Source organism: Pseudomonas sp. AC169, assembly GCF_979258515.1.
Genome location: NZ_OZ409866.1, coordinates 4,405,736 through 4,420,224 on the forward strand (window position 1 = coordinate 4,405,736; position 14,489 = coordinate 4,420,224).

Consider the following 14,489-nt stretch of genomic DNA (forward strand, 5'->3'; position numbering starts at 1 on the left):
ATGCGTTCCCCGGTGGGAGCGAGCCTGCTCGCGAAGACGGATTGTCAGGCGCCCTGATCAGAAGGTCTGGCCAAGATTCAGATAAACCGCCTGCTCATTCGCATCATTCAACCCATAACTGAAATTCAACGGTCCCAGCGGCGTGTCAAAACCAATGAACACACTGGCGGCGTTGATGTAGCCACTGTCGAACTCATTGTCGTTGTTCCACGCCCGCCCACGCTCCAGCGAGGCGCCGGCATACAGCGGGAAATCCAGCGGCAGATACGAACGTGGCGTCAACCGGCGGTAGTACACCGCGCGCATCAGGCTGATGTTCTGCCCGGAAATCGCGTCCTCACGGAAACCCGACAACTGCCGCGCACCGCCGAGCAGGAAGCTCGATGTCACCACATTGGCGTCGTCCAGCGTGCGCCCGTAGCGCCCGCCGAGAATCAGCGTATCCGGTCCATGGCTCATGGCTTTGTCGATTTTGAAGTCCCACTGTCGATAGCGCGTGTCCGAACCCAGGCCGGGTTCAAACTGCGTCAGCGTCAGACTGATGTCCTTGCCTTCGTGAGGGAAGTACACGTTATCCAGTGAGTCGTATGAATACTTCAGCGCATAGAAGCCTTCGTTGAAGTTTTCACTTGGCAGATCCTGGTCGCCAATGCGTACATCGGCCTTGCCCCAAGCCTCGCCAATACCGAAACGCACTTCGCCGTTGTTGCCGATCTGTCGGCCGAAGTTGAGGCCGAACCCGTAGCGTTCGACGCGATACTGCGCGATCGGATCGTTGTCGAGTACCGCTTCAACGTTCTGCGCTTCGAACGATGCATACGGCGCGACGAAGTAGCGCGAACCGACGTCCAGCGGTTGATAGAACTCGGTGTACAGCTCTTGTTTGTCACCAATCTGCGCGCGGGTCAGCCATTCCGCACCGAGGCGGTTGATGCCATTGATGCGGTAACTGGCTCCGAGGTTGAAGGCGCTGTCGCCGCGCATGTCGTCTGACAGATTGAGGCCAACGCGCAAGTAATCGGTGCCGCTACGCTTGCCCCGGGCGCTGATCACCAGCGTGTGATCCTGGCCCTTGTGCACCACGCGGTATTGCACCTGCTCGAAGTAGTCGAGGCCGTACAAAGTGCCCATGTCCGAGTGCAGCCGCGCCAGATCCAGTGGCTCGCCAATGTGCTGGCGGATGTAGTAGCGGATCACATCGTCATCGACTTTCGAGTCGTTCTCGACGCGGATCGCGGTGATGATCGGCGTGCGCTGACCCGGCGAACGCGCGGCGTTGAGTTCGGCGTCCTGGGACTCTTTGGGTTTGAGCACGGCGAGGCGCGCATCGAGGATGCGGGTGGCGCGGTAGCCGGCGTCGATCATGTCCTGGGCTTTTCCGAAATCGGTGACACCGTATGCGGCCAGTGCTGGCTGGATCAGCACATCTGAAGATTTCAGTGCAGCCAGTTGTTCTTCGGAGTTACTGCGGGTCATCAGGGTGATCGACTGGTTCAGCACGTCGACCACGGTGGTCAGTTGCTTGCGATTGCGCAGCGGTGTGCCGATGTCGACGACGATGGCCACGTCGACGCCCATTTCCCGCGCCACATCGAGCGGGATGTTGTCGGTCATGCCGCCGTCCACCAGTAGCCGACCATCGAGTTCGACCGGGGCGAATACCGCCGGGATCGACATGCTGGCGCGGATCACTTGGGGTAGGTGGCCTTTGCGAAATACCACTTTTTCGCCATTGGAGATGTCGGTGGCCACGGCGCGGAACGGGATCGGCAGTTTGTCGAAATCCCGGGTGTCGCTGGTGTGGGCCAGCAGGCTTTCCAGCAACAACGAGAGGTTCTGGCCCTGAATCACGCCCAGTGGCAGGCCGAGGCTGCCGTCGTCGCGAAAGCTGAGTTTCTGTTTGACCAGAAAATCGCGGTCATCCTGCTTGCGCCGAAACGGCACGTCTTCACGCGGAGGGGCGTCGGACAGTGCGGCTTGCCAATCGATGTTCAGCGCGAGTTTTTCCAGCTCATCGATCTTGTAACCCGAGGCGTACAGGCCGCCGACCACCGCGCCCATGCTGGTGCCGGCAATCGCATCGATCTTGATGCCTTGCTCTTCCAGCGCCTTGAGCACACCGATATGCGCCAGCCCGCGCGCGGCCCCGCCGGACAGTACCAGGCCGACTTTCGGTCGCGGCGCCTCACTGGCGTTAACTAACAGTGGAAGGAAACCAAGCAGCAGGCAGAACAGCAGACGGCGCATTGTGAGTCTCGGGGCAAGCGATAAAGCCGGCTATTATAGCGGCGCCCTCTGTCTCAGGAGTTTCAGCGAACATGACTGTCGCAAAAGCAGAAGTTGTCATCACCTATTGCACCCAATGCCAATGGCTGCTCCGCGCCGCGTGGCTGGCGCAGGAACTGCTCAGCACCTTTGCTGATGACCTCGGCAAAGTTTCCCTGGTGCCGGGCACCGGCGGGATATTTCACATCACTTGTGCCGGCGTGCAGATCTGGGAACGCAAGGCTGACGGTGGGTTTCCCGAGGCCAAGGTGTTGAAGCAGCGGGTTCGCGATCAGATCGATCCTGACCGCGATCTCGGTCACAACGATCGCACTCAGTGAGACGCAGCCTCGGCGGCGACGGCTTTCTTGTCGGCATGGCCTGACATCCGCGCCGATACAACGATGGCAACAATGATCAGCGCGCCGCCAATCAACATCTTCGGCGTCGGGTTTTCATTGAACAACAGCCAGGCGACGGTGATGCCGTAGACCGGTTCCATCGCAAACACCACGGCCGCCGTGCGTGCCTTGATCACCGCCAGGCTGGCGACGAACAGGCTGTGGGCGACGCCGGTACAGAACACCCCGAGCAGGGCGATCCACAGCCAATCCAGTGCACGCACCTCGCTCAGTTGCGGTGCTGCAACCGGCAAAAGACACAATGCCACCACCACGTTTTGACACAGCGCCGCCTGCACCGCCGGGATGCGCCCGGAGCTGGCGCGGTTGGTCAGCGACAGCAGGGAAAACAGCAGCCCCGAAAGCACCGACCAGAGCAAACCGATGGTCGCACCGCTGCCGAGATCGAAGGCCGGGGTTACCAGAATCAGGCCGATGCTGACCAGTACCACCAGCAGAATCTCGTTGGCGCGGATGCGTTCGCGGAAGATCAGCCCTTCGAGAATCACCGTGAAGGCCGGGAAACTGGCAAAACCCAACGTCGCGATGGCGACCCCGGCGACTTTCACCGAAATGAAGAAGCTCACCCAGTGCCCGGCCAGCAACACGCCACTGAGGGCGAGGCGGCGCCAGTCCACGGCCTGGAGTTTCTGCCAGCCGTGTTGGCTGGCGAAACGGGCGAAGAATGCCAGGGCGACAACGGCGAAAGCCGCACGTCCAAAGACGATCACAGCAGGGGACGCGGCAGCGAGTTTGCCGAACACACCGGTCAGGCCAAACATCAAAGCGCCGATATGCAGAGCGCCGAGGGCGGTACGCGGAGTCATTGCATTCCTTAATCCAGACACGGTTTCTTGTGATTGATCGTTCCCACGCTCTGCGTGGGAATGCCTCTAGGGACGCTCTGCGTCCAGTGACACGGAGCGTCACGGGCTACATTCCCACGCGGAGCGCGGAAACGATCAATACGTCCATTGAACCCTGTATCGGCCTACAAGTCTGTCGGCAGGCTATCGTCTTTTGTCGTAGGAATCGCGCCGAAGCTGGCCGGGCGATGAGCCGAACTCACGTAGGACTGCGGCCGAGAACGCACTTTGCGAGCTGTAACCGACGCGACTGGCTACTTCACCAATCGGCAATGCAGTGTCGCGCAGCAGTTGCACCGCCAGATGCAGGCGTCGACTGCGAATGTAATCCATCGGCGTCTGTCCACATTCGGCCATGAACCGTGCGTGCAGGCGCGCGCTGGACAACCCGGCCACGCGCGCCAGGTCGGCGACTTGCAACGGATAAGCGGCGTGTTGCTCGATGTGCGCATCCAGCGCGGCGTAGGGCAGGCGACGCGCGCCGAGTTCGCCAGGTTGCGCGTGATTGAGACTGGCCAGCAGCAACACCGCGCCTTGTTGCGCGATCAACGGATCGCTGACCGGGCTGTTCGCCAGCCAGCTGACCAATTGGCTTTGCCCCGCATCGAGTGACAGTCGCGCCGGCAGGTCGAGCAAGCGTTGGCTGGCCTCGGCGTGCTCACCCAGCGAGTCCTTCACCCATTGCCCCTCAGGGATGTCGAGGACCAGACAGCGGCTGCCGTCGGGACTGCCGCAGGCATGATGAGCGCCGGACGGAATAACCACAAAACTCTGCTGACGCACTTGGCTGCCACAGCCCTCGACCTCGAAATCCAGCGCACCGGACAGCCCGAATACCAATTGCGCGTGCTCGTGGCTATGCACAATCAAATCGTGTGTGTACTGACGCAGGGTGAGGATCGGTCGCATGGCAGGTTGTCTCCGAAGTGGCCGTCAGTCTACACCGGCGTACGCCGGATGCGTTGTCACAGGACTGACTCATGCTTGTCATGGTCGATTAACCGGGCGGGCGCAGAGTGGCGAAAACATCGCAGAGGGTTGCCCATGACCAGCGCCGAGCTCGCCAGACCCAGCCGCAAACAACGGGTGCGAACCCTGTGGATTTCCGACGTGCACCTGGGCACGCGGGATTGCCAGGCCGAGCACTTGTCGCAATTTCTCAAGGGCTACCATGCCGACAAGATTTATCTGGTCGGTGACATCATTGACGGCTGGAAACTGCGCGGCGGCATGTACTGGCCGCAGGCGCATACCAACGTGATTCGGCGCTTGCTGACCATGAGCAAGCGCGGCACCGAGGTCATTTACGTCACTGGCAACCACGACGAATTCCTGCGCCGTTATTCGAAGCTGATTCTGGGCAATATCCAACTGGTCGACGAGGCGGTGCATGTCACCGCCGACGGGCGGCATCTATTGGTGATTCACGGCGATCAGTTCGATGTCATCACCCGTTATCATCGCTGGCTGGCCTTTCTCGGCGATTCCGCCTACGAATTCACCCTGACCCTCAATCGCTGGCTCAACCATTGGCGTGCGCGCTATGGCTACGGTTACTGGTCGTTGTCGGCGTACCTGAAGCACAAGGTGAAAACGGCGGTGAGTTTCATCAGCGACTTTGAAGAAGCCATCGCTCATGAATGTGTGAAGCGCGAGTTGCATGGCGTGGTCTGCGGGCACATTCACCATGCCGAGATCCGCAAGGTGGGTGAGGTGGACTACCTCAATTGTGGCGATTGGTTGGAGTCGTGCACGGCGTTGATCGAGCATTGGGATGGCACGATCGAGTTGTATCGACTGGCGGATGCGCAGGCGCGCGAGGCTGAGCTCAGGGCTGCCAAAGTCGCCGAAATCGCCTGAACAACCGAAATCCCCTGTGGGAGCGAACTTGCTCGCGAATGCAGTGCATCAGGCACAGGTTTACTGCCTGACACTGCGCATTCGCGAGCAAGCTCGTTCCCACAATGGGACGTGGTGTTCTCAGGCCGTGGTGTGTTCCTCCATTGCAGCCTTGTAAATCGAGTTCTTCGGCTGCGCAAACAACCGTTCCATCATCGGCTCGAAGAAACTCAATGGCAGCGTGTCGTACTCCGGATCAAACGCCGCCGCATCGTATTTGGCACAAAACTCGGCGGTCGCCTGAAACTGCGGGTGCTCTTTGAATTGCTCGCGCAGATGCCGATCCATGCCCAGATGATGGAAAAAGTAATAACCCTGAAACACGCCGTGTTTCTCCACCATCCACAAATTTTCGGCACTGACGAACGGCTTGAGAATCGCCGCAGCAATGTCCGGATGGTTGTACGAGCCCAGTGTGTCGCCAATGTCATGCAGCAGCGCACAAACCACATATTCTTCGTCGCGGCCATCACGAAAGGCGCGGGTCGCGGTTTGCAGTGAGTGGGTCAGGCGATCCACGGGAAAACCGCCGAAATCGCCTTCGAGCAATTTCAGGTGCGCCAGGATCCGGGAGGACAACTGTTTGGCGTAGGCACTGAAGTCCGCGGCGATGATCGCCCAGTCTTCTTGGGTGCCGTCTTTCATGTGAGTGAAGCGGGCATTGGCATTCATTGGCTGACCCTCATTCAGAACGCCACGCGACCCAGAATCATGTCGCGGTACATGACGAAGTCGCCGAGCAGGCTGTACAGCGGATGCTGGAAAGTCGCCGGTCGGTTCTTCTCAAAGAAGAAGTGCCCGACCCAGGCAAAGCTGTAGCCGGCCAGCGGCACGGCCAATAACAGCAGCCAGGCGCCCTTGGCGATGGTCATCGCCAGAATGAAAATCACCAGCGAGGTGCCGATGAAATGCAGGCGCCGGCAGGTAGTGTTGCTGTGCTCGCTGAGGTAATACGGATAGAACTCAGCGAAGCTGTTGAAATGCTTGATGTTTTCCACGACCGCGTTCTCTGTGGTTATTGTTCTGGCGACGAGTTGTTCTGCGGGTAGCTTATTTGAGTCTAGAGTGATCATTGGCGTGGGCCAGTGACAATCGGCGCCACTTTAGTATCCTTCGCAAATCAGGCCGTAACATGCGGCCCCTCATGTAAAAGAAAAACGCCATGAGCGAACGAACGACTTCTGCAAGCTGGGCGATGGGGATTGTCAAAGCATTGGAGATGGACGGCCTGGATTGCCGGGTTCTGTTCAAGCAACTGGGGCTCGATTACACGGCTCTGGATGATCCGGATGCGCGCTTTCCACAAGATTCCATGACCCGCCTCTGGCAACGGGCGGTCGAGCTGTCCGGCAATCCGGCGATCGGCCTGAACATGGGCAAAGTGGTGCGACCGGCGTCGTTTCATGTCGCTGGCTACGCGTTGATGTCGAGCAATACTCTGGCCGAAGGCTTTCAGCGACTGGTGCGTTATCAGCGGATCATTGCCGAAAGTGCCGACCTGAGTTTTCGCCTGTTGGAAGAAGGTTACGCGCTGATTCTGACCGTGCACGGCGACCATCTGCCGCCGACCCGACAAAGTGCCGAAGCGTCGCTGGCCTGTGCGCTGGGCCTGTGCGGCTGGCTGACCGGGCGCACCCTGCATCCGGTCAAGGTGCTGGTGCAGGGTGATCAGCCGGATAATCTGGAACCCTATAAACAAGCCTTTCACGCACCGTTGGTGTTCAACGCACCCTACGACGCGCTGATTTTTGAACGGGCTGATATGGAAGCGCCGCTGCCCACCGCCAACGAGGCCATGGCGCTGTTGCATGACCGCTTTGCCGGGGAGTATCTGGCGCGATTTTCCGAAAGCCGCGTGACCCACAAGGCGCGCCAGGTGTTGTGCCGTCTGCTGCCACAAGGTGAACCGAAGCGCGACACCGTGGCGCAGACCCTGCATTTGTCGCAGCGCACTTTGCAGCGTCGTTTGCAGGAGGAGGGCACGAGTTTTCAGCAACTGCTCGATGACACCCGCCGCGAATTGGCCGAGCAATATCTGGCGCAGCCGAGCATGACCTTGCTGGAAATTGCTTATCTGTTGGGTTTTGCCGATCCGAGCAACTTCTTTCGCGCGTTCCGCCGCTGGTTCGACACCACGCCCGGCGATTACCGGACGCGGTTGTTGCAGGCGCCGGGTGCGGTCAGTGACGCCAAAAGGCCGGAATACACAGCACAAACACCGTAATGATCTCCAGTCGGCCGAGCAGCATGCCGAACGACAGGATCCACTTGGCAGCATCCGGCAGGGTGGCGAAGTTGCCCGCCGGGCCGATGGTTTCACCCAGGCCCGGGCCGACGCCGGACACGGTGCTGGCGGCGCCGGTCAGCGCGGTCATCCAGTCAACGCCGAGCAGCGACAGCAGCAGGGCGATCACGCAGATGGTGATGGCGAAGAAGAACGAAAAGGTCAGAATCGAGCGCACGATCTCCTCGTCGAGACGATGACCGTTGTACTTCTGCTTGATCACCGCGCGCGGGTGAATCAGCTGATTAAGGTTGGCCTTGAGCAGGATATAGGCGACTTGGAAACGGAAGATCTTGATCCCGCCCGCCGTCGAGCCGGAACAGCCACCGACAAACCCCAGATAGAAAAACAGCATCAGCGAGAAGTTGCCCCACAGGCTGTAATCGCCGAGGGCAAAGCCTGTGGTGGTGACCACCGAGGTCACGTTCAGCGCCACGTGTCGTAAGGCATCCAGCCAATGCAGGTTGGTCGTCCACCAGTACCAGGTGCCGAGCACCAGCCAGGTCACCAGCAACATGCCGAGCAACCCCTGCACTTGCTGATCCTTGATCAACGCTTTGCGGTTGCCGCGCAACGTCGCCACGTACAGGGTGAACGGCAGGCTGCCGAGAATCATGATGACCACCGCGACCCAGTGCACCGCCGGTTGCGTCCACTTGGCCAGCGACTGGTCGGAAGTCGAGAAACCACCGGTGGAAATCGCTGACATCGCGTGGTTGATCGCATCGAACGGGCTCATTCCCGCCCACCAGAACGCCAGGCTGCCAAGAATGGTGATGCCGACGTAAGCGGCCACAATCAGCCGCGCCACCATGTGCGAGCGCGGCATGACCTTTTCCGAACGGTCCGAGGATTCAGTCTGGAACAGGCGCATGCCACCGATGCGCAGCAGCGGCAGAATCGCCACCGCCATACCGATAAAGCCGATGCCGCCGATCCAGTGCAACAACGAGCGCCACATCAGAATGCCCGGTGACATGTCGTCGAGATGATTGAGCACGGTCGAGCCGGTGGCGGTAATGCCCGACATGCTTTCGAAAAACGAGTCGGTGTAGCTGATGTGCTGGGTCAGCAGAAACGGCAGCGCGGCGAAAATGCACACCACCAGCCAACTGCTGACGGTCAGCAGGTACATGTCGCGCGGGCGCAGGTGTATGTGTTCCGGACGGCCAGGGATCACCAGTGCGAGGCCGGCGACAAAGGTGATCATGCTCGCCCAGAGGAACGACGGCAGGTCGCTGGTGCGCTCGAAAATCACCAGGGTGGCCATCGGCACGACCATGGCCACGGCCAGGGTGATCAGGAAGATGCCGATGATGAAACCAATGATCCGTAAGGTCGGCAACGCCATGAAGTCCGCTCGGGCTGATGTAGGAAGGGCGCCATTCTACCCGTGGGGCAGGGCATGTAAACCGGCATCCTGTTGGCAGATGAAGCTAGAATAGCCGCACATATTTTTCAGGAGGTGGCCGATGCAGGCTCTCGACGCGTTGCTCAACCGTGTTTCCGTTCCACGACTGGTCGAACCGGCCCCCACTGCCGAGCAGCGCGAAGCCCTGTTTGGCGCAGCTTTACGTGCACCGGATCACGGGCATTTGCAGCCGTATCGCTTCCTGACCGTCGAAGGCGCGGCGCGCGAGCAGATGGGCGAGTTGCTGGCCGAGGCTGCGCAGCAGCAGGAAGGCGAAGTCACCGAAGCGATGATCGACAAGGCGCGCAACGGCCCGCTACGTGCGCCGCTGGTGGTTGTGGTGATCGCTAAATTGCAGGAGCACGTTAAATATCCGAAGGCCGAGCAGTTGCTGGCGGCGGGGTGTGCGGCGCACGGGATTTTGCTGGCGGCGTATGCGCAGGGGATTGGTGCGGTGTGGCGTACGGGGGATTTGGCTTATTCGAAGCATGTGGCGCAAGGCTTGGGCTTGGCGGAAGGTGAGGAGGTAATTGCGTTTCTCTACCTTGGGACGCCGCAGAAAGAGCCGCGTGTGGCGGAGAAGGTTGATCTGGCTGAGTTTGTCAGCGCCTGGCCCGGTAAGGGCTGAAGATCAAAAGCCCCTCACCCTAGCCCTCTCCCAGAGGGAGAGGGGACTGATTGGGGGATGCTGTAGAGGTACGCCGACTTGAGCGATCTGCAATGAATCCATAATCGATTTCGGTTTAAGTCGAATACAGAGTTGATTACGGGTTCAGAGCCCATAATCGACTTCGGGTTAAGTCGAATACAGAGTTGATTACGGGTTCAAAGTCCATAATCGATTTCGGGTTAAGTCGATACAGGGTTGATTACGGGTTCAGAGTCCATAATCGACTCGGTTTTTCAGGTCGATGTATGACGCAAGACATCGCGGTCGGCCCCCTCTCCCTCCGGGAGAGGGCTGGGGTGAGGGCGGCTCTCAGGGTTGCACCACCGCTCCCGGCACCAACGGCAATTCCAGACTGGCAATAAACCCACCCTGTGGATGATTGGCCAGCGTCAAACTCCCGCCATGGCGTTCCGCCGCACGCCGCGCAATCGCCAGCCCCAAGCCATGCCCTGCCGCCGTCTGCCCCGGAGCGCGGTAAAACGGCTCGCCCAATTGGCTCAAATGTTCGGCCTGCACCCCCGGCCCATGGTCACGCACACTCACGACAATTTTTTCGCCCTGACGCGACGCCTGCATTTCAATCGCCTGACCTTCCGGGTTGAAGCGCTGGGCATTGCGCAGCAGGTTATCGACGGCACGCTCGATCATGGTCGGCCAGCCCTTCAGGTTCAACTGCGGTTCGGCATCAAGGCGCACGATCTGCTCGGGCGATCCCAGCTTCGCGTCCTTCTGCAACGTGCCGAGCAACGCATTCAAATCCACGTCTTCGGCACTGGCGTTGTCAGCATCGACCCGCGCCAGCACCAGAATTTCACTGATCAGCGCTTCCAGTCGATCGCATTCGCGGGTCAGGCGTGGCCAGAGTTTTTCCCGTTCTTCAGGGTTGGCGCGTTCCGCCAGTGCCAAGGCAATGCGCAACCGAGCCAACGGTGAGCGCAACTCATGAGAGACGTCGCGCAGCAACTGACGCTGACTGCCAATCAAGCTTTGCAGGCGTGCGCCCATGCGGTTGAAGTCATTGGCGAGCACGCCGAATTCATCACGACGGTTGGCCAGTTTCGCCAGGCTGTTCTGCTGATAGGTGGTCTGCCCCAGATCATGCACCGCGCCGCGCAAACGGCTGAGCGGGCGGGTGATGGAGAAGGTCACCAGCAAACTGAACAGAGTCAGCACCACCAGCGCGATGCCCAACGCACTCAATGGCCAGAGCAGACTTTCGCGGTGCCACGAGTCGAGTTCCGGGTGCGGGATGCGGTAGATGAACAGGTAGGTGTCGCCGGTTTTTTCACTGGTGAATTCGTCAGTGAGGCGCCGCCATGGCAGGCGGCGGTCATCATTATTCTGGCGTGCTTCGAAGGCGGCGGCGCGGCGCGGAAAGGTGCCGCGCACCACCGGGTCGCCGGATTCATTGAGCACCTGAACGTCGATGTGATATTGGCGTTTGCGCTGTTCGAGGATGTCTTGGGCGGCTTCTTCGCCCTGAGCTTCGTAGGTTTGTGTCCATTCGCCGGCGAGGGTGTTGAGGCCCGGATGGCGGCTGAGAATCCACGCGTCCTGGTTAAGCATGTGCCCGAGCAGAATGGACAACCCGGCCACCAGAGCGATGGCCAGCCAGAAGCTCGCGAGAATACGCCAGAACAGTGAACGCACAGAAAATCCTCAGAACAATGCAAAACCCATGTGGGAGCGAGCTTGCTCGCGAAAGCGGAGTGTCAGTCAACATTTCTGTGTCTGATACACCGCATTCGCGAGCAAGCTCGCTCCCACAGTTGAACGGGTGAAAACAGGCCCGGCGGGGTGGTGAGCCGTCGGGCCTGAAGTTAGATCATTATTGCGCCTTTTGCGGCTGCTGCGCTTTCCACGCCTTGAACTCGGCCCATTCGGCGCGACGTTCGGCCTGCTTCTTCTGGATCTCGTCGAATTTCTTCTGTTGATCCGGTTTCAGCAGCGCCCGCACATCGGTTTCGGCTTTCTTGTGGTTGGCCGCCATCTCGTCCTTCATGGCTTTCTGGTCGGCCGGCGAGAGTTTTTCCAGGTACTTGTCGACCACTTGCTTACGCTCGTGCATCTGCTCGCCCATGATCTTGCGGATCTGCTCGCGCTGTTCGCGGGACAGGTCGAGTTGGCTGTACGGGCCTTTGCCGTGCATGCCGTGCATCTGACCGCCGTGGCGTGGGCCGTCAAGCGGGCCACCCATCGGGCCGCCATCTTGCGGCATGGCCATGGCGACGGTTGGCAGAGCGGCAGCGAACATCAGAGCGATAAGAGTCTTGCGCATGGTGTATCTCCTTGTCTCGTTCCCGGTACGTTCCGGATGAGTTCAGATTACGGAGATCAAGGTCAGCGGCGGTCAGCGCTACGTAAAGCTTGGGTAAAGACGCTTTGTTGTAAGCCTTACACATATCCGGTGCAGGAGCTGCGGCACGCTGCGATCTTGAGGCTGTGGGACGCAGAGCGTCCCCGGCTGCATTCCCACGCAGAGCGTGGGAACGATCGATCGCAGCGTGCCGCGCGCGGTTCAGAGGCTATAGAAGTAACCGCGGCTACGCAGGGCGACGATCCGTGGACGACCGTCCGGGTGCGGGCCGATCTTTTTGCGCAGGTTGCTGACGTGCATGTCGAGGCTGCGGTCGTACAGGGTCAGTTTGCGACCGAGGGCGAGTTGCGCCAGTTCCTGTTTGTCCAGCGGCTCGCCGGGTTGCTTGAGCAGCGCTTCAAGCAGACGGCTTTCGGAAACGGTCAGGGTCAGCTCTTTCTCGTCGATGCTGACCACACCGCGCACCGGGCTGAAACTCAGATCGCCCAGTTCAAGCTGGGTCGATACCGCTGCCGGGTGACTGCGGCGCAACACCGCGCGCAGGCGGGCGGTCAGTTCACGCGGATCGCAAGGCTTGGCCAGGTAATCATCGGCGCCGAGCTCCAGGCCGAGGATACGGTCCAGCGGCTCGCCACGGGCCGAGAGCATCAGCACCGGCAGATCGGCGTGATCGTTGCGCAATTGCTTGAGCAGTTCCAGACCGCTGCCGTCAGGCAGCATCACGTCCAGCACCACCGCCGCCGGGGCGGTTTCAGCCAAGGCCTTGCGCGCACTCTGACCATCGTGGCAGGCACGCACCTGGAAGCCTTCCTGGCTCAACCAGCTACTCAGGAGTTCGCACAACTCCTGGTCATCATCAATCAGTAACAGCTCGCTCATGACTCACTCAATTTAGCCATTGCCGACGTTTTCGGCTTGCTCCGCTGGCAAAGATACCGCAGAGCAGCGCCAATAGCGCTACCCCGGCTCCCGTGACGAACCACTGCTGCTGCTCGGTCAACAGACGCGGCAGCGGGCTGGCCTGGGCTTCCTTGAGTTGCAGCTTGAGACGCTGGTTCTCTTGGCGCAGCCGGGCAAGCTGGGCGCTTTCACGGGTGTTGTCGGCATTTTGCAGTTGTTTGTTCAGTTCTTCCCGCTGCTGCTCGCTGGCCTTGAGGCGCTGCTGCAACTCGGTGATCTGGCTGCCGGCGCTTAACGACAATGGCGTGGAGTTGCCGCCTTCGGTGGTTTCCTCACCATGGGCGGGTGCCATGATCGACAACGTGACCAACATCAGACACAACGGACCCTTGCGCATCGCGACACCTGTTTCCAAATGGATATTGGGCAGGTTGTCGGCAGGCAAACGAGAATAATGAGCGATTGAGAACGCGATGAACCAAGAAGGTTCATCGCGTGGGAAAGGGTTACGGCAGGACTTGCTTGAACGGCTTGACGATCACATTGGCGTAAACGCCAGCGGCAATGTACGGATCGGCATCGGCCCACGCTTGCGCAGCGCTCAGGGAATCGAATTCAGCGACGATCAGGCTGCCGGTGAAACCCGCTGCGCCCGGATCATTGCTGTCGACGGCCGGGTGCGGCCCGGCCAATACGATGCGGCCTTCGCCCTTGAGCGCTTGCAGGCGTTCCAGATGCGCAGGGCGTGCGGCCAGGCGTGCTTCCAGCGAGTTGGCGACGTCGGTGGCAATGATGGCGTAGAGCATGTCAGTCCTCGGTTTTTGGTGTTGTTGTGGTATCGGCATCGTGCAGATGGCGCGACAGGTAAATGCCCTGTGCGACCAGGAACACCAGGGTCATGCCCAGGCTGCCGAACACCTTGAAATCCACCCAGTAACTCTGGAAGGTAAAGGCGACGAACAGGTTAGCGGCCCCGCAGAACAGGAAAAAGGCGATCCAGGCGATGTTCAGGCGGGTCCAGACCGGATCCGGCAGGGTCAGCGCGTGGCCCATGATGCGTTTGATCAGCAGGCGGTCACCGATGAAGTGGCTGCCGATGAAAGCGACGGCGAACAGCCAGTTGACCACCGGCGCCTTCCACTTGAGGAAGGTTTCGCTGTGGAACGCCAGCGTCAGGCTGCCGAACACCAGGCAGGCGATCAGGGTCAGCCATTGGCTCTTTTCCAGCTTGCGCTGTTTGATGAACAACGCGCCGTACACCACCAGGGAACTGATGATCAGCATCGCCGTGGCGCTGTAAATACCGCCTACAGTCACTTCATGGCCAGCGATGTCGACGACCCGTGGATCAAGTTTGTAAACGATGAAGAACAGCAGAAGCGGGATGAAATCGATGAATTGTTTCACAGTGAGAGCCAGAAGCTGGATGTGGCGGCATAATAACAAACATATGGGCGCGCGATAGCGCCAGCTGAT

The 14,489-nt window shown here is 60.0% G+C and carries 16 protein-coding genes; 4 read left to right on the plus strand and 12 right to left on the minus strand.

Features of this window, described 5'->3' with window-relative positions; genetic code table 11:
* Positions 1 to 57: 57 nt before the first annotated feature.
* A complete protein-coding gene (locus ACZZ0G_RS19805) occupies positions 58 to 2,247 on the minus strand; it encodes a patatin-like phospholipase family protein (RefSeq protein WP_463557245.1) in 2,190 nt (729 codons plus the stop codon).
* 71 nt (positions 2,248 to 2,318) lie between these two features.
* On the opposite strand from ACZZ0G_RS19805, the gene ACZZ0G_RS19810 reads away from it, so the two are divergent.
* Positions 2,319 to 2,606: an Rdx family protein gene (locus tag ACZZ0G_RS19810; protein WP_463557246.1), complete on the plus strand. Its 288-nt coding sequence runs from the start codon at positions 2,319 to 2,321 to the stop codon at positions 2,604 to 2,606.
* Here ACZZ0G_RS19810 and ACZZ0G_RS19815 read toward each other — a convergent pair.
* Complete coding sequence (locus tag ACZZ0G_RS19815; protein ID WP_463557247.1) at positions 2,600 to 3,493, minus strand: DMT family transporter; 894 nt, start codon at positions 3,491 to 3,493, stop codon at positions 2,600 to 2,602. The two genes, ACZZ0G_RS19810 and ACZZ0G_RS19815, sit on opposite strands and share 7 nt — an antisense overlap.
* A 183-nt stretch (positions 3,494 to 3,676) precedes the next feature.
* Entirely contained in the window at positions 3,677 to 4,441 is a 765-nt protein-coding gene (locus ACZZ0G_RS19820) for an AraC family transcriptional regulator (RefSeq protein WP_463557248.1), read from the minus strand.
* Between the two features lie 135 nt (positions 4,442 to 4,576).
* Here ACZZ0G_RS19820 and ACZZ0G_RS19825 point away from each other — a divergent pair, with 135 nt between their 5' ends.
* A complete protein-coding gene (locus tag ACZZ0G_RS19825) occupies positions 4,577 to 5,392 on the plus strand; it encodes a UDP-2,3-diacylglucosamine diphosphatase (protein ID WP_463557249.1) in 816 nt (271 codons plus the stop codon).
* Between the two features lie 120 nt (positions 5,393 to 5,512).
* On the opposite strand, the gene ACZZ0G_RS19830 is transcribed toward ACZZ0G_RS19825, so the two are convergent.
* The gene (locus ACZZ0G_RS19830) at positions 5,513 to 6,103 is read right to left on the minus strand and encodes an HD domain-containing protein (RefSeq protein ID WP_463557250.1); all 591 of its coding nucleotides are present in this window, start codon (positions 6,101 to 6,103) and stop codon (positions 5,513 to 5,515) included.
* Between the two features lie 14 nt (positions 6,104 to 6,117).
* Entirely contained in the window at positions 6,118 to 6,429 is a 312-nt protein-coding gene (locus tag ACZZ0G_RS19835; RefSeq protein WP_463557251.1) for an Mpo1-like protein, read from the minus strand.
* 164 nt (positions 6,430 to 6,593) lie between these two features.
* Here ACZZ0G_RS19835 and ACZZ0G_RS19840 point away from each other — a divergent pair, with 164 nt between their 5' ends.
* Positions 6,594 to 7,655, plus strand: a complete 1,062-nt coding sequence (locus tag ACZZ0G_RS19840) for an AraC family transcriptional regulator (RefSeq protein ID WP_463557252.1) — start codon at positions 6,594 to 6,596, stop codon at positions 7,653 to 7,655.
* On the opposite strand, the gene ACZZ0G_RS19845 is transcribed toward ACZZ0G_RS19840, so the two are convergent.
* Positions 7,612 to 9,066, minus strand: coding sequence for a TrkH family potassium uptake protein (locus ACZZ0G_RS19845; protein WP_016984216.1), 1,455 nt, complete (start codon positions 9,064 to 9,066; stop codon positions 7,612 to 7,614). The two genes, ACZZ0G_RS19840 and ACZZ0G_RS19845, sit on opposite strands and share 44 nt — an antisense overlap.
* Positions 9,067 to 9,187: 121 nt before the next feature.
* Here ACZZ0G_RS19845 and ACZZ0G_RS19850 point away from each other — a divergent pair, with 121 nt between their 5' ends.
* On the plus strand, positions 9,188 to 9,754 hold the full coding sequence (locus ACZZ0G_RS19850; RefSeq protein ID WP_463557253.1) for a nitroreductase family protein: 567 nt from the start codon (positions 9,188 to 9,190) through the stop codon (positions 9,752 to 9,754).
* Between the two features lie 351 nt (positions 9,755 to 10,105).
* Here ACZZ0G_RS19850 and ACZZ0G_RS19855 read toward each other — a convergent pair whose 3' ends face one another.
* From ACZZ0G_RS19855 to ACZZ0G_RS19880, 6 genes are all read right to left on the minus strand, one after another.
* Positions 10,106 to 11,446, minus strand: a complete 1,341-nt coding sequence (locus ACZZ0G_RS19855) for a sensor histidine kinase (RefSeq protein ID WP_463557254.1) — start codon at positions 11,444 to 11,446, stop codon at positions 10,106 to 10,108.
* A 178-nt stretch (positions 11,447 to 11,624) separates the two neighbouring features.
* Positions 11,625 to 12,074: a Spy/CpxP family protein refolding chaperone gene (locus ACZZ0G_RS19860; protein WP_122600208.1), complete on the minus strand. Its 450-nt coding sequence runs from the start codon at positions 12,072 to 12,074 to the stop codon at positions 11,625 to 11,627.
* A gap of 240 nt (positions 12,075 to 12,314) precedes the next feature.
* The gene (locus ACZZ0G_RS19865) at positions 12,315 to 12,992 is read right to left on the minus strand and encodes a response regulator transcription factor (RefSeq protein ID WP_007919679.1); all 678 of its coding nucleotides are present in this window, start codon (positions 12,990 to 12,992) and stop codon (positions 12,315 to 12,317) included.
* Positions 12,993 to 12,999: 7 nt separating this feature from the next.
* Positions 13,000 to 13,410: a translation initiation factor 2 gene (locus tag ACZZ0G_RS19870; RefSeq protein WP_463557255.1), complete on the minus strand. Its 411-nt coding sequence runs from the start codon at positions 13,408 to 13,410 to the stop codon at positions 13,000 to 13,002.
* 109 nt (positions 13,411 to 13,519) lie between these two features.
* Complete coding sequence (locus ACZZ0G_RS19875; RefSeq protein WP_016987935.1) at positions 13,520 to 13,819, minus strand: YciI family protein; 300 nt, start codon at positions 13,817 to 13,819, stop codon at positions 13,520 to 13,522.
* A gap of 1 nt (position 13,820) precedes the next feature.
* A complete protein-coding gene (locus tag ACZZ0G_RS19880) occupies positions 13,821 to 14,420 on the minus strand; it encodes a septation protein A (RefSeq protein ID WP_007919675.1) in 600 nt (199 codons plus the stop codon).
* Positions 14,421 to 14,489: the final 69 nt, after the last annotated feature.